This is a genomic window from Alishewanella agri BL06, assembly GCF_000272005.1.
In the GTDB taxonomy this organism is placed as follows: Bacteria; Pseudomonadota; Gammaproteobacteria; order Enterobacterales; family Alteromonadaceae; genus Alishewanella; species Alishewanella agri.
Genome location: NZ_AKKU01000011.1, coordinates 268,018 through 288,140, shown reverse-complemented (window position 1 = coordinate 288,140; position 20,123 = coordinate 268,018). Strand labels below are relative to the sequence as shown.

Below are 20,123 nucleotides of genomic sequence, written 5' to 3'. Positions count from 1 at the left end.
ACTCGATGGACACCGACAATTACGTGCACTTTTTGACTCCCTCAGAAATTAAAAAATTCATCGCTGATGCTTTAGCAAAATATGCCAGCAAGTAGTTACGCTCGGCAGGCTTTAAGCTTTGTGTCCCAATCGCAGATGACCATGAGAGCCAATCAGATTGGCCAGTTTTAAGATATTCCCCTCGAATTTCCTTGAAACCAAAGTCTTGGACAGGGATCTCAAGAATTTTTGCTCTTGCGATCTTCATATTTGCTGTAAGTTCGTAAAGCCTGAGTAATACACTTCCATAGCTGCCATGACCAATCAAATAGTCTTCGACTATCGCTCCAATCCAGAATAACTGGTACTCCAAAAAGTCGTTCGACTCATTCAGATAATCTAGAAGCACATTGGATAGTTCTGCTTTCTCCTTTACTTCTCCACAGACAGAGTGAATATGCTTGATTAGATTTGGGAATCGGCGAAACAAAATTGGTAAGTACTCGATCAAACTATCACTATGAGTTCTCAGAAAGCTTAGGATACGGTCAGCATCTGACTCCTCAAGGGAATCCCTTTGTAGTAGCTCTAGCAAAGCATCAACTTGTTGCGTACTTAATGTATTCTCAATTTCTACATCAAGCTCTTCAACTTCTACGCCTGATGCTGTTGGCACTTCTTCATATTCAGTAATGATTTCCTTTAACGATTCTCTAATTTCTGACAATGTTGCTTTTACGTCACCCACAGAGTGGTCAAAGGCAGTTTTCGATGGATTTACGTTGAGAGCGAACTGTCCTAATAGTCTCTGTATCACATGGAAATCTGCCATCAAGACATTTCTATCATTGTCGAAAAGGGTAATATCGTCCATAAATCTAACGATTTTCTTAGACTTTAGAGGACCATAAAGATCAATGAATTTTAAAAACTCATTTCCAATCATCTTTGCTGGGTATATGCCGTGCGGCATAAAATCGATACTTCTCCCTGAATTTATTTCTCTAAAAAATTGGGCAAGAGCTTTAGAATCGACAGATGTTACACCGCTTTTACTTTCAAACCAGTGAGCGACATCATGGTGATACATGCTGTTAAAATACGAAGCAACATCGAACTGAATACTGTGTTTGAAGTTGGAAGAGCATTCTGCCAATTCTTGTTTATATGTAGAGTAAGCAATGTGAACCGGAATATGTTTTCCTTTCTCGAATCGATAGCCAAAGCTCCTTCTAAACTCACTTACCTCTGGACGAAAAATACCTCGATTTCGATAAACCAAGTCATATAAAAAGTATTCCGCTATTGGGTCGAGCTTTACAGTTCGACGCAGATGTCCTTGTGGCTTCGTCGCAAATACTCTTTGCTGAGGCAAAAAATTATCCGCGGGATGTGAGTCACTTAAAATTTTTTGATAGATGTAATCGGAGATTTCAGTGCTATGTTTCTGCACTAAAAGTAAGTTAGTTTTGAGCGGGAATAATGTTCCCGCGAAATCATCTTCAAAGAATTTCACTGTTGATGTCACTAAACCCTCCGGTTACCACATCAGATTACACCAGCACCTGTTACTTAGAGGCCGACATACCAACAATACGCTGCATGCTTTGCATTAGTGATGACTTAAATGCTTCATCGCCGGCAAACAGCTTGTAGAACTCCAAATCATCTTTACGCCGCTGTAGCATGATTTCTTTAAACAGCTTTTCAAAAGCGAGGTTCTGGCTATGTGGATCGGCATTGTTTTGGTACTTATCTTTGAAATCTGGATGCGCTTTGATTGACTCGGCCATACTTAGCAACCGAACCCGCTGCTCTTCTGGTGTTGCGCTCCAGCCTTGGAACCAGCGCTCGTTGAAGCTTCGTACAATTTCGTCTAGTGGATCTTTTTGCTTATCACCGCCATGAGCACCACGCGGGTTAGGGTTCTGCGGGTCCAGCTCTGTTTCGGCACTATCCAGTTCTATTGTATGACCCAGTTTAACGCGCTGGAGGCCATAGGAGCTTAGGTCAACTGAATCCAGCAGCTCATCCAGCAGCTCTGCATCTGGATCTTCCACTTTAAGCTTGGGAATGAGGAATTTTAGGAACCAGAATAGCTTTTCCCATGCGGCTATTTCATAGGGCATGATTGAGGCCATCTGGCCGTAAATCTTCACAAATTGCTTGGCTTTGATTTTAAAATCAGCCTTTGCATCATTTTCTAATTCTAGCTCAATGTTAAATCGTGCTGCGGCAATATCGATGAGCGGACTAAGCCGCTGTGCATCTTCGTCGTTGAAATAGCGTTTTATGAATTCTTCAACTTCCATCCATTCGTATACACCGACTTCATCCATCTCGTCTTTCAGTTCGTGTAAAACGTTAATATCGGTGGCTTCAGATAAAGAGGTTGAGGTATAAAAATCATCAAATGCGGTTTTGATGTCGTCAACCGAGTTAAAGAAGTCCAGCACAAAAAGGTCTTCCGTCTTTTTACCCCACTTAGGTGCCGCACGATTTAACCGGGATAGGGTTTGCACACAGAGTACACTGGCCAACTTTTTATCAACGTACATAGCGCAAAGTTTCGGTTGGTCAAAACCTGTCAGGTATTTGTTGGCCACAATTAGCAAACGATACTCATCGGTATCAAACTTGTCTTTGGTATCGGCTTCGGAAAATCCGTTTATATCAGCTTCGGTATACTCAACTCCATCAACCTCTTTGGTGCCAGAAAATGCAATTACAGCCTTAAACGGATTGCCTTGCCCAGCCAAAATCCGGGTGATGGCTTTGTAATATCGAATAGCCGTTTCAATGTTTTGGGTGACCACCATCCCTTTGGCTTTGCCTTTTAGTTTCTTGGCATTTACCACGTGCGGGATAAAATGGTCCAGCATTATTTCGGCTTTGATATCGATGGTCTGTTGACTGCGCTCTACATAAGCTCTAAGCTTTTTTTGCGCCTTCTTCGTATCGAACTCCGGGTTATCCTCGATGGACTTTTCAATCTCGTAATAGCTTTTATAGGTGGTGTAATTAGCTAACACGTCAAGGATAAAGCCTTCCTCAATTGCCTGCTTCATGGAGTACAGATCGAAAGGTTTATAGCTGCCGTCAGCCTGCCTTTGGCCAAATTTTTCCAACGTTGTGTTCTTGGGGGTCGCTGTAAATGCAAGATACGACGCATTACCACGCATTTTGCGTGATTTCATGGCCTGTAAAATTTTATCTTGTGCGTCTTCAGCTTCTTCCACTTCAGCACGCCCCATTGCTCTGTTCATATTGTCATGAGCGGAACCAGATTGTGAACTGTGCGCCTCGTCAATGATCACCGCAAACCGCTTGTCACTTAAATCAGCAATGCCATCAATGATGAACGGGAACTTCTGAATGGTGGTGATGATGATCTTTTTGCCGTTTTCCAATGCAGACTTAAGTTCGGAAGATTTGTGTGCAGGCGCGACAATGTTTTTCACCTCAGAAAACTCTTTGATGTTATCGCGAAGCTGTTTGTCTAACAGGCGTCTGTCGGTGACCACAATAACAGAATCAAATAACGGCTGATCCAAGCCACGGCTGCCGGGAACCTTATCGGAAACAGGGTAAGTTTCAATTAGCTGGTAAGCCGCCCATGTAATCGAGTTCGATTTACCTGAGCCTGCTGAGTGTTGAATTAGGTAAGTTTGTCCCACACCGTTCTCAGCGGCATGGCCAACCAATCGCCTGACCACATCCATTTGATGGTAACGAGGGAAGAACAAAGTGCGTTTATTCAGTGGGTCTTTGCTGGTGCCGTCCAGTCTGACGAAATGCTGGATAATGTTCGCTAAGCTCTCTTTCTGGAACACTTCTTCCCATAAATAAGCTGTTTTATGCCCATTATCGTTTGGCGGATTGCCTTGCCCTAAGTTGTGCCCCTTGTTGAACGGCAAGAAGAAAGTGCTTTTTCCTGCCAATTTGGTGGTCATATACACTTCATCGGTATCTACCGCCATATGCACCAAGCAGCGGCCAAAGTTCAACAGTGGCTGGTTGGTATCCCTGTCTTCACGATATTGTTTTTGGCCATGATACCGTGCTGTTTGGTTTGTCCATGCATTTTTAAGCTCCAGCGTTATTAATGGTATGCCATTGATAAACAATACCATGTCGATTTCTTGCAGTGGGTTAGCTAAGGAGTAACGCAGTTGGCGGGTACAGCTAAACAGGTTGGCAGCAAAGTGTTGTTTAACTTTATCACTGCTGCTAGCCAATGGTGCTGGATACATCAGGTTAAAGTGGGCATCATCGACGCTTAGGCCTTTTTTAAGCAAATGCAGAATGCCGTGTTTCTTAATCAGCCTGTCAAAACGTTCATAAATTTTGCGCTGCCAGTCATTGGGGTTATTGCGCTTAACTTTGTCGAGTTCATCTTCCTGTGTTTTTTCCAGAAATGCCCAGAAGAATCGCTCATCCAGCGCAAACTGCATATTAAAGTCGGATGGTTGGCCAATACGATAAAGCCGATTGTTAAAGTCGGGGCTGGCTTCCTGCACGCCAGCTTTTAGCTCTTCCAAGCACGTGCCCGTCAGATACTTTTCAATAGCCGATTCCAGTGCCTGTTCATTCGTTTGGCTAACCATCTTACCTCCTTGTTATGCCACTTTGATTTTGCCTGTAACAGCACTATTGATCAGTGTGGTTTTGTATTCTCTTAGTTTTTCAATCTGTTGTGATAGTATCTTTGACGAGTTTTCTATTTCCACTGATTTACAATTAATATATTCCACTAGAGCTTTTTGTTCATCAAGTGGTGGCAATACAACAGGAATATTAGCAATATCTGACATATTGAAATGCAATACTGTCGAACCTGCTGACAGGAAATCAATATATGTTCTTCCAATTGATGAATATATAAGTGCGACACCAAATTCAGGTACTAATCTAGTTCTATCTACCTTAAGCCATACCATTCTTTGGCCAAGACATAGTTTTAGGTCTTCTGGAACTGTACACGCCTCGCCCGCTGGAGCCTCCCTTGTTAGAAGAATATCACCGGGAGTTGGAATTCCCCGTCTAGTCCATTCTTTATAACCTTTAGCATGGGTATACTTAGCACCAGTTAAGTTAATTTTTCCATCCTTTACATTAGTGGTTCTTACAACAAAAAATTCTTCTTCATCAACAAATGGTGCAGTTTTATGTTCACAATCGACAATTCCTTTTAAAGAATATTTAATTGGCTCATAGTGCCAATGCTTAGGGATACGGCCAATCCACTCCACACCTGAGTCTTTCATTGGCACGTTGGGATCAAGGCCTTGGGTGACTGCTTGCTGGATAATGATCTGCTTACGCTCTTTTAAAAGCGCGATTTGTTGTTCTTTAATGGCAATTGCTTCGTCAATCTGAGCGGTTTTTTGGTCAAGATAATCAGCGACAGCGATTTGAATAGATTCAGAGATATCAAAGACAGGGAGTCGTTTGAAATCGAGAAAACTCAGGTTTTGTCTCAACCCTGAACCAAATTTGTAAATGACCTTGGTAGTGTCGAGAGAGTGCAGGTAATAATGCAGAAAGCGAGAGTTAAATCCGCGCCTAACTTTGAGATTGAGATAAGCACTTGTGATTATACCGTTATCTTTCGCTAAGCCTGTTCTCAAACTTACTTTATCATTTTGAAGATCGGTGCAGCGGACAATAATGTCATTTGGTTCAACTAACTGGTAAGTTTCAAATGACTCAGGAACAAGACCAACGAGCTTTTCTTCAGGCTTAATAACTATCTTGCCGTAACTTAAGGACAGAACAGTATTTTCCTTCATCCCTTTGTTGTTCCGTTTATTTTCGGTAAAAGCAACAAATCCGGGCTTTAAATTCCAGTCACTTGGAATATTGCCAAGCCACTCAACTCCTGAATCTTTGTAAGATGCATATTTAGGCATTGAGTCCATTAGGCCTCTCCCTGAACGTCAGCAACATCAATTCCTAAAATCTGTGCTATTAGGCCTTCGGCCTTTTGCTCAAGTCCAATAATATCCTTGGCGACTTCTTCCAGTGAACGAAGTGGTTTGTGCTGATAGAAGTACTTATTAAAGCTGATCTCGTAGCCTATTTTGGTACTGTCCAGATTGATCCATGCCTCGTCCACATGCGGCTTCACTTCGGCGAGGAAGTAGCGATAGATACTATCCTTTAGGGGGATAGACTCTGCATCTCGTAAATCTGTACTGGCTTCATAGGTAACATACTCGGCTGCTTTGCCTGTAGGGTAATAGCCATAGTCTGGCAGTTGGTCTTTACTGCAACCAAGGTGGTCAAGCAGTTCATCCAGTTTACTGCCTGAAAGTTTCACCACCTTTTTCACGACTTTCTCAGCGCTTTCGTCGTACCAGCTAACGGCATTCAAAATGGCATTTTTTTCTGGGCCTGTGAGTTTAAACTTACTTGGTTTAAGTACCGCATCTACTTTATCTTTAAAAAGGTTAAAGTCGTTGAATTCTTCTGAACCAATCTCCGCCATCAATAGCGCTGCCGCTTCTAAAATTTCACGCAATTTTTGCCAGTATTTTTCATCCAGCAATTTGACTTTTGCTTTGGCATTGATACTGATGTCATTTTCATCACACCATTCAATGATGTCTTTACTGATGGCTTTTAAGAAGCCTTTTTCATAAACTTTATCGCCATGCAGTTCAAACAAGTGCTCCATGACCTCTGACAACGATTTATCGAAACGTAGTGATGCAATAGCCTCTGGCGTGAACTTGGCTTTACGGCGATCAGGCCGTTCAATCGTAACTTTGTAGTAGCCAAAGTCGCCGTTATCGAATACTTGGCTAGCGATACCGATAGGGTCGTTGTTCTCGTCTAACTTACGCTCTATGGCTGCACAATCCAGATAAGTTCGGGTGATTTCTTCGATATGCTCCGGGGCAAATTCACAGTTTTTGTTACCCAGATTCTTACGCAGTTTACGATATAGTAAGCTGGCGTCGATAAGTTGCACCTTACCTTTGCGGTTGGCCGGCTTCTTGTTATTTAACAGCCAGATGTAGGTAGTAATTCCCGTGTTGTAAAACAGGTTGTTAGGTAATTGCACAATAGCGTCGAGCATATCGTTTTCGATGATAAAGCGGCGAATATTGCTCTCACCACCACCTGCATCGCCAGTAAACAAACTGGAACCATTATGAACGGACGCAATACGGCTACCCAGAGGGCTAACATCTGGAGACTTCATTTTGCTGACCATTTCCATCAGGAACAACAACTGCCCATCACTAGAACGTGGCGTAGCATCCGCAGTTTCTTTATTACCCCAGTAATCTTTCAGCTCAACTTTGAAACGGGGATCAATAATCTCGCCGTTATCTTTGATGTTCTTCTGCTCTGACGTCCAGCTTTTGCCATAAGGCGGGTTGGATAACATAAAGTCGAATCGATCTGAGGCGAACTCGTCGGTTGATAGGGTAGAACCCACTTTGATGTTTTCCGGGTTGTTACCCTTGATCATCATGTCGGACTTACAGATGGCGTAAGTCTCGTCGTTGATTTCTTTACCGAATAAATAAATATCACGATTGGACGCTGGGTATTTTTCATCAATAAAGTTTTGCGATTCAGTCAGCATGCCGCCGCTACCGCATGCGGGGTCGTAAATAGAGATAGTTAGCGGTAGTGAATCCTTTATTGGATCAAACACAAGGTGCGTCATCAGCTCTATTACTTCACGGGGAGTGAAGTGTTCACCAGCTTCCTCGTTATTTTCTTCATTAAACTTGCGGATCAGCTCTTCGAAAACGTAGCCCATGCCCAAGTTGGTCAGCGCTGGCAGTTTATTGCCTTCAGGGTCTTCCGCTGGGTTAGGTGTGAGGTTGATGTAAGGCGAGACAAACTTTTCCAACACGTCTAAAAGTACATCTTTCCCAGCCATATGGCGGATTTTTGACTTCAGTTCGAATAGCTCAATGATTTCTTTTACGTTGGCACTGAAACCGTTGAGGTATTCTTCGAAGTTAGCCAGCAAGATCTGTTGGTTATTGGTGGCTGTATCTTTCAGGCTTTGCAGCGTCCATTTCGAAATATTGTAGAACACCTGTCCAGACGCATGCTTTAAAGCCTCGTCATCCAGCTCAGTGGCTTCCATCTCTTCTTTTTGGTACTTAACTTCCTCAAGTACCGCTTCTTTACTTGCTTCGAGCAGTGTATCGAGACGACGTAATACCACCATTGGTAAAATAACATCCCGGTACTTACCGCGAACATAAACATCGCGTAAACAGTCGTCGGCAATCGACCAGATGAAAGACACTAATTTGTTATGTACGCTGTGATCCATTGATTAAACCTCGTGAGCGTCGCTGCTCATTAATGCTGTTCGTGATATTCAGATAGGCCGGGAGCTAAACTTCTGCTCTCAACACCATATAACGTGTGATGATTGTTCAGCCATAGCTGATAATGGAAGCCTTCAAGACTGTGATCTTCAGTACAATCAACGTTCCAATGTCTTAGCCAATAGCCTGCTACCGTAGCCCTGACCGCTATCTTTAATTTGCCGTCTTTCATATTGAAATCGTGAATAATGGTTTCTGGCTTTTTGACGTTTTTACGATTTGGATGTGGCACAAGCTCCAGATCTACCATTCGATTCCACTGATGATCCTGATTTTTCACTTCTGCTTTTACTCGTACATCGTGTTCTATTTCAGCCGACTCAAACCGTGTAAGGGCGTAGACGCGATACTTATCTTCATTGTCATTTTTGTCAGGATCAAATGCTCTTAAATACCAGTGAATGCCGTTATCAAATATGGCTAGTGGAAATAGAAGTTTGTCAGATTGACCGCTTTTCAAAGCATGATACGTTACTCTAAGCGCTACTGAAGAGGAAATCGCACGGGTGACAGCGGATAAGATATCCACCGTTGGATAGGCTAATCTCGGAGGACTCATCACACCGTCAAACTCGGAAAGTCCCAGTGCTTCGGCGACTTTGGTCGTGCGTAACTTTGATAACGCGCTTTGAATAGAAAAAGCAAAAAGAGGTTCGAAGGTGTCTTCGTTGATTTCGTACTTCTTCGTTTTTTGATTCAGCGTAAGATTTTGCTCCGCATACTCACGGTAGAGCCTTATATCTCGTGTGGCAGCGGCTTCGCCTAACCCAAAACGTTCGGTTAAATCAGCACGGGAGACCCACCCCCGAAAACGCAGCATAAACTCAAGGTACTCAAGCCTGTCGTGCACATTCTTAGGTAACTCACTGATGTCTTTCATGCATTTCCTACCTGAATTTATAGTTCTAATGAGCACATAGTAAAACAAAAATTATAACTTTACATCATCAAAATGATCAGATATAAAGTAAATAAGTATCGCATGGTGTGATGCTTATGTGATTGGTCTACAGATGCAGGAGTCCTGAAATGGCGACAAATGGCAAATCCGGTGATAACAGAAGACATGGCGCGGTGAGAGATCGCTCGCAAACTCAAACCCCAAGTGGGCACTGGGTGAAGCGGGACACTGATACCGGGCAATTCATGGATGTAAAAACCAGTGACAAGACACCTTTTAAAGGGGTGCGCAAAGAAAAATAGGCATTGGGTAAAACCAATGCCTTTTTTGTGAAACATGCACTAGACCATTGGCAGATGGTTTGATGCAGGCTGAGCTTTGAGTGATTAGCCCTTTAGATAAGCTCGTAAACCGATATACATCTCGTTTATGAGCTTATCTGCTGTTGTTTTGCAATTCAATACTTCCCTCTGAATTTAAACCTTATTGCGCCAATAACAGCGCTAATTAATTATGGAGGTGCGTATGCACCCAGTATTTGAAGTATTTAGAAGTAACAGCAACAACCAATACTATTTTCGCCTCAAAGCGGAAAATGGCCAGATAATCTTATCCAGTGAAGGCTATACGACCAAAGAGAATTGTCTAAATGGTGTTGCCTCTGTGAAGTTGAATTCCCCATTTGACTCAAATTATCTCAGGCTAACCGCTAATAATGGTCAGTATTACTTTAACCTTAAGTCTATGCACAACAGCCAGATTATCGGCACGAGCGAGCTATATGTTTCGCAACAAGGCCGTGAAAATGGCATCGACTCGGTGAAGCGGAATGCACCATTAGCAAATGTCGTTGATCTTTCAATTCAACAGGCTAGAGCGTAATGCTCTAGCTTTTCACGGAGATTATGAATGACAACGAGAATACCTTTTACAGAAGACATTCGAGCTAAGGTGCTAGAGAAAACAAATACGCGCTGCCACATTTGCCATAAAACATTAGCCAAGAAAAACTATGGTGTTATTGGCATGAGGGGCGCGTGGGAGATAGATCATTCTATCCCCATTTCCAAAGGGGGGACTAATCACCTAAATAATCTATACGCTGCATGCATTCCATGTAATCGTAAAAAAGGCAATAGCAGTAGTATGGTTGCCAGAAAGCCACATGGCTTATTAGTCGCACCGCTATCAAAAAAGGCCAAAGAGCAACGCCAAAATAGCAGGGCTTTGGCAGGCTTTGCCGTGGGTGCAGGATTTGGCTCAATCTTTGGCCCTTTGGGTATTGTCATTGGTGGTTCGCTGGGCTCTTTGGTAGGAGGTGCCAATGACTAAATTTGCCGAAGTCGCTGACGCTTTGAGAATTGAATATAAAACACACAAGTGGAATTACCTCTCTTTTATCCTATTTACGTTTGCGTGCTTTGCTATTGCTTATATAGCTGAATCCTTAGGTATTGCGGCTATGATCAATAACCTTGTGGGGAGTGATTTCAGTTTGTCACGACAGATTAGGCTAGCACCGCTGGAGCATTTTGCGCCAACTACCATAGTTTATAGTGTGGCATTACTTTTCTTGCTTGTATCTTGCTGTCGGTTAGTTTTTGGCACCAATGAGCGTGTTGCCGGCTTCGTTAAGCAAAAGTTGTTGAATCCAATTGTGGCTTTTTTTTCATCGCTCTGTCGGGCGATGATCGGCGTTTTACTGGCTGTCACACTACTGAATCTGATGTTGGATTTTGATAGCTTGCTTTGGATATTTTTTCTCTTTTCACTCATCTTTCCCATATTAGTAATGTCGGCTAATCAGTCGATGGGGAAGTTGTTACAACCAATAGAAGGTTTGACTTTCGATACAGGATTTTGGGGGACGAGAGCGGTTGGACTATTGATGATTACAATAGCGTTACTCTCCAGCCTTGGGGTTTATGGACTCGAATTGATCGGAAATAAGCTCTTTTGAGAGCGTTTCCGACCGCAAATCTTTGGCTGAAATCTCTTTTCGTAACAAGTCGCGACCATCTTTTGTTTCTAGCAGTTCCAGTGCGCTGGACACCTTAAGCCATTTTGAAAATACCGATGCATTTTTATACTTCAATGACAATCCTGACGCTTTTAGACGTCGCGTTTTTGATAAATACCTTTGGATATCCATTGCACGAAAAAATGGCCGCGTAATTGATAATTCAGGTTATCTAAATTTCGTAAAATTTCTATGAGATCACCTATGTTGAGAGATAAGTTAAGCGGGTTAATTAAAAGCCCAGACCTTGAACGAATGTCGTTAATCTTATCAAAACACAATATTTTCAGGCACAGCGTCCTTAATTTACCAATATTTACCAGTTTGGTGACGGGGAAATAGCCCAGAATTTTTTATCAGCTACTCAGATCTGAGTGGTTTCAGCCTGATTAAAACTTTTACCTCAAAGCATCACGAATGAATATCGGCTTACTCCTAAAAACGGACTTTAATGCCTGTATAGTTAATTGTCTGCAATTGGCACAAAGCAGCATTACTTCACAACTGAATTGTTTACATACCACGCCCAAGGCTTCTAACCCACTATCGCAGGACCGACTCCGGTACGCAAGCATACCGGAGTCGAGGGATCGTGTAATGACAAAGAGTGCGGCTAGCGCCAATGATTGGGATAACTCTGATATTAGCGAGTAACTCTGGTCGAGTAGCGTCAGTTAATGCTATACCCCGAGTTAGATCCTGAGGGGGCTTTTGAATTTTTCTGGAATTCCGGCTCGAAAGGTGTACTATGTACCTTGTTTGACTTGCAAGGAGGTAGGTCGTGGCATGGCATGCTATCGAGTTTATTGAAACAACTCTCTTTACTAAGCAGATAAAGCAACTTGCTACCGATGACGAGTTAAGGGCGCTACAGGAAGAACTGATAGCTCAGCCGACGAAAGGCGATTTGATCGCCGGTACCGGCGGGCTACGAAAGGTTAGAATGGCAACGGATAACCAAGGTAAAAGTAGTAGCGCCAGAGTGATCTATTTTTTAGCTACGGCTGAGGTTATCTACTTGCTACTAGCCTATGCGAAGAATGAAAAAGAGAGCCTTACCGCAGCGGAAAAGGCGGAGTTAAAGCAGTTAACCCGGATACTTAAAGGCGAGGTGTAGTATGAGTATCTTTAATGAACTAAAGGATTCTCTGACTGAGGCAGTGGACATTAAACAAGGCCGCAAACCGGCGAGCCGGGTGACCCGCTATGAGGTGGCCGATGTCAAAGCCTTACGAGAGCGTCTGGCTATCACGCAGGCGCAATTAGCACAGGCACTGGGTACCAGCGTTGATACGATTAAAAGCTGGGAAAGCAAGCGGCGTAACCCAACGGGTCTGGCGGCGAAAGTGCTGGCGACGATTCAGGATAACCCGGAGTTTTATCGCCAACTGGCTGAGCATTAAATTTGTTATCTCCCGGATCCAAGCCATCGTTGGCCTTACTGTAATATCGCGATCCAAGATTGCAACGCCGGCTTGGCAAGCAAACCGGCGTTGCTGTTAGGTCACTAAACTGCTAGTCAGCGTATTTCTTGGCTTTAAGTGACGTTACCGACTTAACCAGCTTACTAAACTGCCGCTCTTTTTCACGGCGTTCATGCAAAGATGCCGCATTACGTGCTTGTTCGGCATTAAGTTTCTGGTAGTTGGCGAGCCGTCTGGCGTCTAACTCCCCCCGCGCGATAGCCTGTTGTACCGCACAGCCTGGCTCAGTCTGATGCTGGCAGTTGCTAAAGCGGCACTCGCTGGCCAGGGCATCAATGTCGGCAAAGGTGCGGCGAATACCGGCATCGCAGTCTGTCAGTTGCAGTTCGCGCATACCGGGCGTATCAATGAGTACCGCGCCGGCGGCAGTAAAGTGCATCGAGCGGGCGGTGGTGGTATGCCGGCCTTTGCTGTCATCAGTGCGGATAGCCGCGGTTTTTTGTGCCGTATTGCCGGTCAGGGTATTTACCAGGGTTGATTTACCCACCCCAGACGAACCTACTACCGCCAGCGTATTACCAAGTCGGCACCAGTGCTGTAATTTGCTACTGCAACTGCTGTCGAGGGCATTCACAACCTCGACCAGCAGCATAGAGTCAAGCTTAGTAACCTGCTGGATATAGGCGTCCACATCGGCGCAAAGATCTGCCTTGGTCAGCACCAATAATGGCTCGGCACCGGCTTCGTGCGCCAGTGCCAGATAACGCTCAATACGGCTTAAGTTAAAGTCGTGGTTTAACGAGCAAACGATAAGCAACGTATCAACGTTGGCGGCAATCAGCTGTTCGACCAGCTGGCTACCAGCGGCTTTACGTTTAAACAGCGACTTTCGTGTTAATAAGCGGATAAAATTGCCAGCTTGATCCAATAGCAGCCAATCGCCAATCGTCATCGCAGGTAAGGCCGGGCTGGTGGTTAAATGGCCAGGTCCTTGCTGCGTCATTAGCTGATAGCCACTGCGATGATGCGCTGTGACGCGGGCGATTAGCGCCTGTTCAAATTCTGCCAGCGTCAGTTGTTGTTGAAAAAAGGCTTGCCAGCCCAGTTGTGGTAAAGTTAAGGCTAAGTTCATTGCATTTCCTTCTGCGCACAGCTAAGCACTGCGCACACAGTAAAAATGGTGAGGAACTCTGGAAAAGTTAAGGTAACCCGAATGGGCTTTCAGAGATCCCGGTCAGCAAACACCGGGCTAAGGCAGGTGAAATTAAAAAGCGAAAAGTTTAACTTACGCCGCAGCCTTCGCCGGGTGGGTAATTACTGCAATCATCAAACTCTCCTTCTTAATTTAGAACACGGTGAAATTATAGCAGCAGTAAAGTGATATCGCTATTTGGTGGTGGGTGTCTTGTAAGCTGTTTTATCAAGCTTATTGCTGAATAATATTCGATCTGGAAGAAAGTTTCTGATCCTATTGCTTTAACAGTTTGAGAGTTGAGCGATTTTGACCCCCAAAATTGACGTGTTCTGTCCTTGCGGTTGTGTAGATGTTCCCTAGTATAGGAGCAACGACAAGGTAAGGAATATGTTATGAAACTACAACAACAAAAATATCGCCTTAAGCTGTGCCAACCCGCAATACTCCCTTTGGCTGTTTTGACTGCGCTGACGGCATCTCCGATATTAGCTGACGAAACAGACGCTGAAAAGGAGAAAGCCAGAGTAATTGAAGTTATTGAAGTAACAGCTACGCGGCAAACCGAGAATCTGCAAAGAGTTCCGATAGCGGTTACCGCACTATCTGGTGCAGAGTTAGAGCAATATCAAATTCAAAATCTGGGGCAACTGGAAGCATTAGTGCCAAATTTGAATTTACATGTTGGTGATGCAGCTAATGCGGTTGTTTACATCCGGGGCGTTGGGCAGTTGGATTCTATTTCATTTAATGACCCCGGAGTGGGGATTTACCTGGATGATGTGTATTTAGGACGGGTGCAGGGCGCGTTTTTGGATGTGGTTGATCCACAGCAAATAGAGGTATTGCGTGGGCCGCAAGGTACACTTTATGGCCGTAACACTATTGGTGGAGCAGTAAAATTTACCAGTGCCCGCCCATCAGAGACTACTGAGGGGTACGTAAGTGTGTTGGCAGGCAATTATCAGCAGCGTGGTGTTAAAGCCAGCTTAACCGGGCCACTAATTGACGAGCAGCTTGCCGGACGCTTCGCTATTGCCAAAAGCAGCCGCGACGGTTTTAGCTTTAACCAATACACTGGGAAGAATGATTACGATAAGGACTCCTTAACTTGGCGCGGCAGTTTACTGTTTACTCCGGTATCAGAGTTTACTGCGTATTTAGTGTTAGATGGTTCAAATCAGAATCCTGATTACTCAAGAACGCCACACCGAGAAACGCCGATCTACTCCTTGCCTAGCGGGGATTTTTTGCCAGTAGGGGAGGACCCTTTTGTCGTCAACGCAAATTTTAACGACCGCGAAGAATTACGCACCAAAGGTGTTGCACTAACGCTAGACTATCAATTGCAGCAATCTACCCTGAAGTCGATAACGGCTTATAGGGAGATGAACTATCGTACTCACCTTGATTTAGACGGTACGCCAGATGCCAGCTTTGGTATTTACAGTTACGAAGATCAGGATCAGCTGAGTCAGGAGTTGCAGTGGTTATACCGAAGTGAATCTCTGTCATTGGTTTCGGGATTATTTTATTTTAGGGAAAATTCCTGGAGTCTTGGTGGTGCCATTGCTCCAGACTTCTTTGTACCTTTAGGGAATGGTGTATTCTTCCCATTTCCAGTGATCAGTGCCGGGTTACGTGACCAAACCAATACCAGCTATGCCGTATACAGCAATATGAGTTGGCAATTAAGCGAGCCGCTCAGTATCACTCTGGGAGCCCGTTGGACCAGCGAAAAGAAACAAGTATCTAATAGTGGAGAGGAGTTTTTTGGTACGGGTATTGATACCCCCCAAGGCATGCAGGCGGTATTCGGTACCGGTATTGGTCATAGTTTAACCGGATATGATGCGAGCCAGCGTTGGAATGATTTTTCACCACGCGCCGTACTGAACTACCAGTATTCCAGCCAAACCATGCTCTACAGTAGTGTGAGTAAAGGGTTCAAAAGCGGTGGTTTTAATGGTCGGTTAACTTCGTTCGCACAACCTTACGATCCTGAAACGCTTTGGAGCTATGAAGCCGGAGCAAAATCCTTATTGCTTAACCAGCAATTACGTTTGAACACGGCATTCTTTTACAACGATTATAAAAACTTTCAACTTAGCCGTTTTTCTATCGATCCTGATACTGGTGCCTTTCTCTCACTTTTCGAAAATTCAGGTAAAGCAACAACTTATGGTGCAGAGCTTGAGCTGCAGGCGTTACTAACCGACAGCCTGACACTGAATATGAATCTGGGCTATTTAAACGGTGGTTACGATAAATTGATAGGTGATTTCGAACAGGAAGTCAGCGATGAGCGCGAGTTGGTAAATGCGCCGCGTTGGAATGGCCGCCTTGGGTTGGATTACTGGTTTGATCTGGGCAGTCGGGGCACTTTGTCAGTGAATGCTGGTGCGAGTTTTAAAAGTAAAACTTATCTGACAGTTAGCAGCAGCGATTTGTTGGCGCAGCCAGGGTTCACCCTTTACGACCTTTATGTCAATTGGCAGAGCCAAGACGAGCGGTGGCAGCTTAACTTATTTGGTAAAAACCTTACCGACAAACGCTATCGCCAACATGGTTTTGATTTGAGCGCCTCGCCTGGTGTGCAGCTTGGCTATTACGGCGATCCCCGTACCTATGGCCTACAACTTACTTACAGGTATTTCTAATGACTATAGATTTAGCAACCGAAGCGTTATTAACGCAATTTAATCAGCAGTCTGCCACCATGCAACCACATAAACCCACTATCGAGGAATCACGGATAGGGGCGAGGGCGATGTTTTTGTCGTTGGCCGGTGACAATGAGCCGGGTTGTCAGGTTGAAGCCTTGCGACTGCCTGCGGGCACACATGATATTCCGGCACGTTTGTATCATCCGCAACAACTGCTGGTACCTGATGCCATAGTGCTCTTCATCCATGGCGGGGGCTGGAGCCTTGGCGATCTTGATTGTTATGATGGGCTGGTGCGTTCTTTATGTCAGCAAAGTGGTGTGCGTTTTTTAAGTGTTGAATATCGGCTGGCGCCTGAACATCCATATCCTGCAGGGTTAGATGATGTGAGTACCGCTCTGAGCTGGCTGCATCAGAATGCTGCTGCATTATCCATTACGACTGACAAAGTTGCTTTAATGGGCGACAGTGCTGGTGGAAATCTGGCGATAGCATTAAGTGTACGTGCTGCCCGGATGTTGAAGTTGCCAGTGGCCGCACAATACCTGATTTATCCGGTGCTGGATGTGCATCAACCACATGATGTTTATCCATCCCGAATGCAGTTTGGTAACGGTGATTATCTTCTTGCGCGCTCTGCCATTGATGATACGCGCAATTGGTATTTAACGGCGGATGAAACCAGCGACAACTCGGAAGTGTCACCGTTATTGTTGTCTCATCTCGATGACCTGCCGCCTACCAGCATATTGCTTGCCGACTTTGACCCACTTTTCGATGAGGGATACATACTGGCCGAGCGTCTAAAGTCGGTAGGATTATTGCGGCGTTTAGCTCGCTTCCCCAGTATTCACGCATTTTTTTCGTTTGGTGTATTGCCGATTTCACAGCAAGCCAGAAGCCAGTTGGCGCGACAAATTCGTGAAGATCTTTTAACGTGAAAATGCAGCACTGCAGTATCGTGCAACCGGAGGTCAAAATGTGTTTCATTAACAAACTGATAAGCTTTGTACTTTGTTCGATACTGATGTGTAGTGTTTCTAGCAGTTATGTTGCTGCGAATCCAGTACATGAAGCTTCATTTACTACTGGCATTTCGAATGGTTGGAACCGGGTAGAGCGCTGGCGGGATACCAGTGGAAACCTCTCTGCAGAGGACTTTCCAACAGATGGTAGAGGTGATCAAACCGGACAACGCGCCACGTTTTTCGGTACGTCTAAACCAAGCTCTGCGCGTTTTCTTCTTTATCACGCACCGGGCTGGAGCAGCAATACTAAGTCCGTCCCGGTGTTGTTGGTTCATGGTGCAAATCAGGACGCTGATATCGCCTGGGCTAACCCGAATGATGCCGGCGGTTATGGCTGTGGCCAGCAAACTTGTCCAAGCACTGGTTTGATGCAGTCGTTGGCAGCAGACAATTTTAAAGTGTTTGCATTATCTTTAGCTCATAAAAATGGTGATGGTTATTTCTGGGCCGAGCAAATTGCCAATGCGATAACAGTGATAAAGACAAAAACGGGTGCAAGCAAAGTGGATGTTATCACCTGGTCAAAAAGTGCATTTAATGCCCGAATGTATATCTCTTCTGTTACTCGCCCCTGGGGTACTCGTTATCGTGGGGATGTAAGACGCTTAATTATGCTTGGTGCGCCAAATAACGGTATTGACTGGTCGTTTCGTCATGGTTGGACGCATACCTTTGCGGTTTATCCCGGGTGCGGTGGTGTTATAAATGGTCCCACTGCACATACCAGCATCATGTGTTACGGTGTTTGGAATACTGGCCCGCAGTGGAGTTATGCATCAAGCTTTTTCCCGGGATCTGTGCAAATGTTGAAACGTTGGGACGCGACTTATCCGCTACCTAGTTATGAGCAAGACTGGTACACCACCTATTATGGTGGGCAGGGCTTTTATAGTGGTGGGCAGGGTATTCAAGCCTTTATGCATTTATCTTTGGTGGATCAGCTCAGGGCTGCCGGTACACCTGCCGATGTCAGAGTACATAATCTTTGTGGTGACAGAGCGAATATCGCACTGATTCATAACGAGCATACCGGGCCATCGGATGGTGTTGTTTTTGTCGCGAGCTGTAATGACAGTACTGGCATCAGTAATCACGGCGGTTCAGCGGTGTTATATTTGAACCATTTAGCTTTAGGTTGGCAGAGTTCAGGGATGACGCAAATCAGAAATTGGTTAAACGCTATCTGACCGCAACGTATATTTAACCCAAACTGTACTTTCGTACTGTTGCCAGCTGTTCTGCGCTGTGCTTTATTCATGTAATAATTCAGCACGTGCAGAGACGTTATGGCAACAGTTAACCAACGTTGCGGTGTTAGTAGGCAGATATTAGCCGAAATGATGGCCTCGCAGGGGATTTCTCTTGATACGCTAACTGCAATTAATGCAGGCGAAGAGACGGAAGATCCGGCGAACTTGCTCAGACTGCTCGAGAGATTTGCCATCGAGGTTCAGGATGAATCGCTGCATTTATCGGCCAGGCCTTTGATGCCGGGTACCAATGACTATGTACTCTCAAGCCTGAGTCACTGCCGTACAATTGAAGGGGCATGTCGGCAACTGGCTAACGCCTATAACTTTATTCATGGAGGAAATTACAATCAGGTTGAAAAAACCACAGATGCCCTCGTCTATCGAATTGATGACCGAACCTTCCCGTATGCGGCTGAGGCAGGGCAATATGTAATGTTCAACCTGGATATGGTGTTGATCTTTATTCATGCTATCGTCACCACCCTCTCTGGAGCTCCTGTCGCGCTGTTAAAAATAAAAAGTCGTAACACAGAGGCCGGGCAGTCGCCTTTGAGCACTGCCTTTCCCGAAACAGCAATTAGCTACAAAATGGGTTGTTTTGAGCTGCATTATCCTCTGACGCTGGCGGAGCTTGAAACAACACAATCATGCAATAACACGCTGAATACTGCGATGGTTTATAGTGAACTACAGCGGTTGGGAACGGTACCATCAACTGATGCCTGTCAGAGCTTTCTGGTCAGAGTTCGAGGCGCATTAGAGGCAGGCTTGCGAGACCAGCAAAGTGTTGCAAGGAGTCTCGGGTGCAGTGTCGCGACACTAAGACGCAGACTCTCCGCTTATCGCACCAGCTTTCGTCAATCCAGAGAGTTGGTACTTAACCAAGAAGCGAAACTGTTATTGACCCAACACCTGTCATTAGAGGAGATCGCAAGCAAACTGGATTTCTCAGACGTCAGAAGTTTCAAACGCGCTTTTCGAAACTGGAACGGAGTAAGTCCAAAGCAGTATTCGCTGATGAAGTTTCGCCAGCATCACCGGATTTCGGAAAGTAAACAAGTTTGATTAATAACGTTAATATTTCAGAACAAAGTAGTCTCGATTGTTAGATGTTCTTTGATGTCTGTGATTGCGACTTTGGATATGCAAGTAAACCAGAGTCGTGGAACTTTGTAATAGATTTTTAGTGTCTTAATGATAATCCTTTGGCGAGTGCGTTTTAAGCCAATCGCGCAGCGCAGCGTTCATTCGGGTTTGCCAGCCTTTGCCGGTTGGATTGAACGCCGCAACTATT

The 20,123-nt window shown here is 44.8% G+C and carries 17 protein-coding genes; 10 read left to right on the top strand and 7 right to left on the bottom strand.

Annotated elements, in window-relative coordinates; translation table 11 throughout:
- Window positions 1–19 precede the first annotated feature (19 nt).
- The 5 genes from drt5 to AGRI_RS05820 are packed head-to-tail and all read right to left on the bottom strand — an operon-like array spanning window position 20 to window position 9,225.
- Window positions 20–1,507: an antiviral reverse transcriptase Drt5 gene (drt5, locus tag AGRI_RS05840; protein ID WP_008984071.1), complete on the bottom strand. Its 1,488-nt coding sequence runs from the start codon at window positions 1,505–1,507 to the stop codon at window positions 20–22.
- Between the two features lie 40 nt (window positions 1,508–1,547).
- Complete coding sequence (locus tag AGRI_RS05835; protein WP_008984070.1) at window positions 1,548–4,586, bottom strand: type I restriction endonuclease subunit R; 3,039 nt, start codon at window positions 4,584–4,586, stop codon at window positions 1,548–1,550.
- 12 nt (window positions 4,587–4,598) lie between these two features.
- Window positions 4,599–5,900: a restriction endonuclease subunit S gene (locus tag AGRI_RS05830; protein ID WP_008984069.1), complete on the bottom strand. Its 1,302-nt coding sequence runs from the start codon at window positions 5,898–5,900 to the stop codon at window positions 4,599–4,601.
- The gene (locus tag AGRI_RS05825) at window positions 5,900–8,287 is read right to left on the bottom strand and encodes a type I restriction-modification system subunit M (protein ID WP_008984068.1); all 2,388 of its coding nucleotides are present in this window, start codon (window positions 8,285–8,287) and stop codon (window positions 5,900–5,902) included. The genes AGRI_RS05830 and AGRI_RS05825 overlap by 1 nt, the downstream gene beginning before the upstream one ends.
- Window positions 8,288–8,316: 29 nt before the next feature.
- Window positions 8,317–9,225, bottom strand: a complete 909-nt coding sequence (locus AGRI_RS05820; RefSeq protein WP_008984067.1) for a helix-turn-helix transcriptional regulator — start codon at window positions 9,223–9,225, stop codon at window positions 8,317–8,319.
- A 149-nt stretch (window positions 9,226–9,374) separates the two neighbouring features.
- Here AGRI_RS05820 and AGRI_RS16575 point away from each other — a divergent pair, with 149 nt between their 5' ends.
- From AGRI_RS16575 to nadS, 6 genes are all read left to right on the top strand, one after another.
- Window positions 9,375–9,548, top strand: coding sequence for a hypothetical protein (locus AGRI_RS16575; protein ID WP_008984066.1), 174 nt, complete (start codon window positions 9,375–9,377; stop codon window positions 9,546–9,548).
- Between the two features lie 223 nt (window positions 9,549–9,771).
- Complete coding sequence (locus tag AGRI_RS05815; RefSeq protein WP_008984065.1) at window positions 9,772–10,128, top strand: YegP family protein; 357 nt, start codon at window positions 9,772–9,774, stop codon at window positions 10,126–10,128.
- A gap of 27 nt (window positions 10,129–10,155) precedes the next feature.
- On the top strand, window positions 10,156–10,578 hold the full coding sequence (locus tag AGRI_RS05810) for an HNH endonuclease (RefSeq protein WP_008984064.1): 423 nt from the start codon (window positions 10,156–10,158) through the stop codon (window positions 10,576–10,578).
- The gene (locus AGRI_RS05805) at window positions 10,571–11,206 is read left to right on the top strand and encodes a hypothetical protein (RefSeq protein ID WP_008984063.1); all 636 of its coding nucleotides are present in this window, start codon (window positions 10,571–10,573) and stop codon (window positions 11,204–11,206) included. The genes AGRI_RS05810 and AGRI_RS05805 overlap by 8 nt, the downstream gene beginning before the upstream one ends.
- An 841-nt stretch (window positions 11,207–12,047) precedes the next feature.
- A complete protein-coding gene (locus AGRI_RS05800) occupies window positions 12,048–12,383 on the top strand; it encodes a type II toxin-antitoxin system RelE/ParE family toxin (RefSeq protein ID WP_008984062.1) in 336 nt (111 codons plus the stop codon).
- 1 nt (window position 12,384) lies between these two features.
- A complete protein-coding gene (gene nadS / locus AGRI_RS05795; protein WP_008984061.1) occupies window positions 12,385–12,669 on the top strand; it encodes a NadS family protein in 285 nt (94 codons plus the stop codon).
- A gap of 112 nt (window positions 12,670–12,781) precedes the next feature.
- On the opposite strand, the gene rsgA is transcribed toward nadS, so the two are convergent.
- The gene (rsgA, locus tag AGRI_RS05790; protein ID WP_008984060.1) at window positions 12,782–13,822 is read right to left on the bottom strand and encodes a ribosome small subunit-dependent GTPase A; all 1,041 of its coding nucleotides are present in this window, start codon (window positions 13,820–13,822) and stop codon (window positions 12,782–12,784) included.
- Window positions 13,823–14,277: 455 nt separating this feature from the next.
- On the opposite strand from rsgA, the gene AGRI_RS05785 reads away from it, so the two are divergent.
- The 4 genes from AGRI_RS05785 to AGRI_RS05770 all read left to right on the top strand — a co-directional run bounded on the left by AGRI_RS05785 (window position 14,278) and on the right by AGRI_RS05770 (window position 19,894).
- Window positions 14,278–16,542, top strand: a complete 2,265-nt coding sequence (locus tag AGRI_RS05785) for a TonB-dependent receptor (protein WP_008984059.1) — start codon at window positions 14,278–14,280, stop codon at window positions 16,540–16,542.
- Window positions 16,542–17,489, top strand: a complete 948-nt coding sequence (locus AGRI_RS05780) for an alpha/beta hydrolase (RefSeq protein ID WP_008984058.1) — start codon at window positions 16,542–16,544, stop codon at window positions 17,487–17,489. Before AGRI_RS05785 ends, AGRI_RS05780 begins: the two co-directional genes overlap by 1 nt.
- Before the next feature lie 38 nt (window positions 17,490–17,527).
- Window positions 17,528–18,763 (top strand): esterase/lipase family protein, encoded by a 1,236-nt coding sequence (locus tag AGRI_RS05775; protein ID WP_040291578.1) that lies wholly within the window; start codon window positions 17,528–17,530, stop codon window positions 18,761–18,763.
- 99 nt (window positions 18,764–18,862) lie between these two features.
- The gene (locus tag AGRI_RS05770; RefSeq protein ID WP_008984056.1) at window positions 18,863–19,894 is read left to right on the top strand and encodes a helix-turn-helix transcriptional regulator; all 1,032 of its coding nucleotides are present in this window, start codon (window positions 18,863–18,865) and stop codon (window positions 19,892–19,894) included.
- A 126-nt stretch (window positions 19,895–20,020) separates the two neighbouring features.
- On the opposite strand, the gene AGRI_RS16780 is transcribed toward AGRI_RS05770, so the two are convergent.
- On the bottom strand, window positions 20,021–20,122 hold the full coding sequence (locus AGRI_RS16780) for a BrnA antitoxin family protein (protein WP_156411263.1): 102 nt from the start codon (window positions 20,120–20,122) through the stop codon (window positions 20,021–20,023).
- Window position 20,123 lies beyond the last annotated feature (1 nt).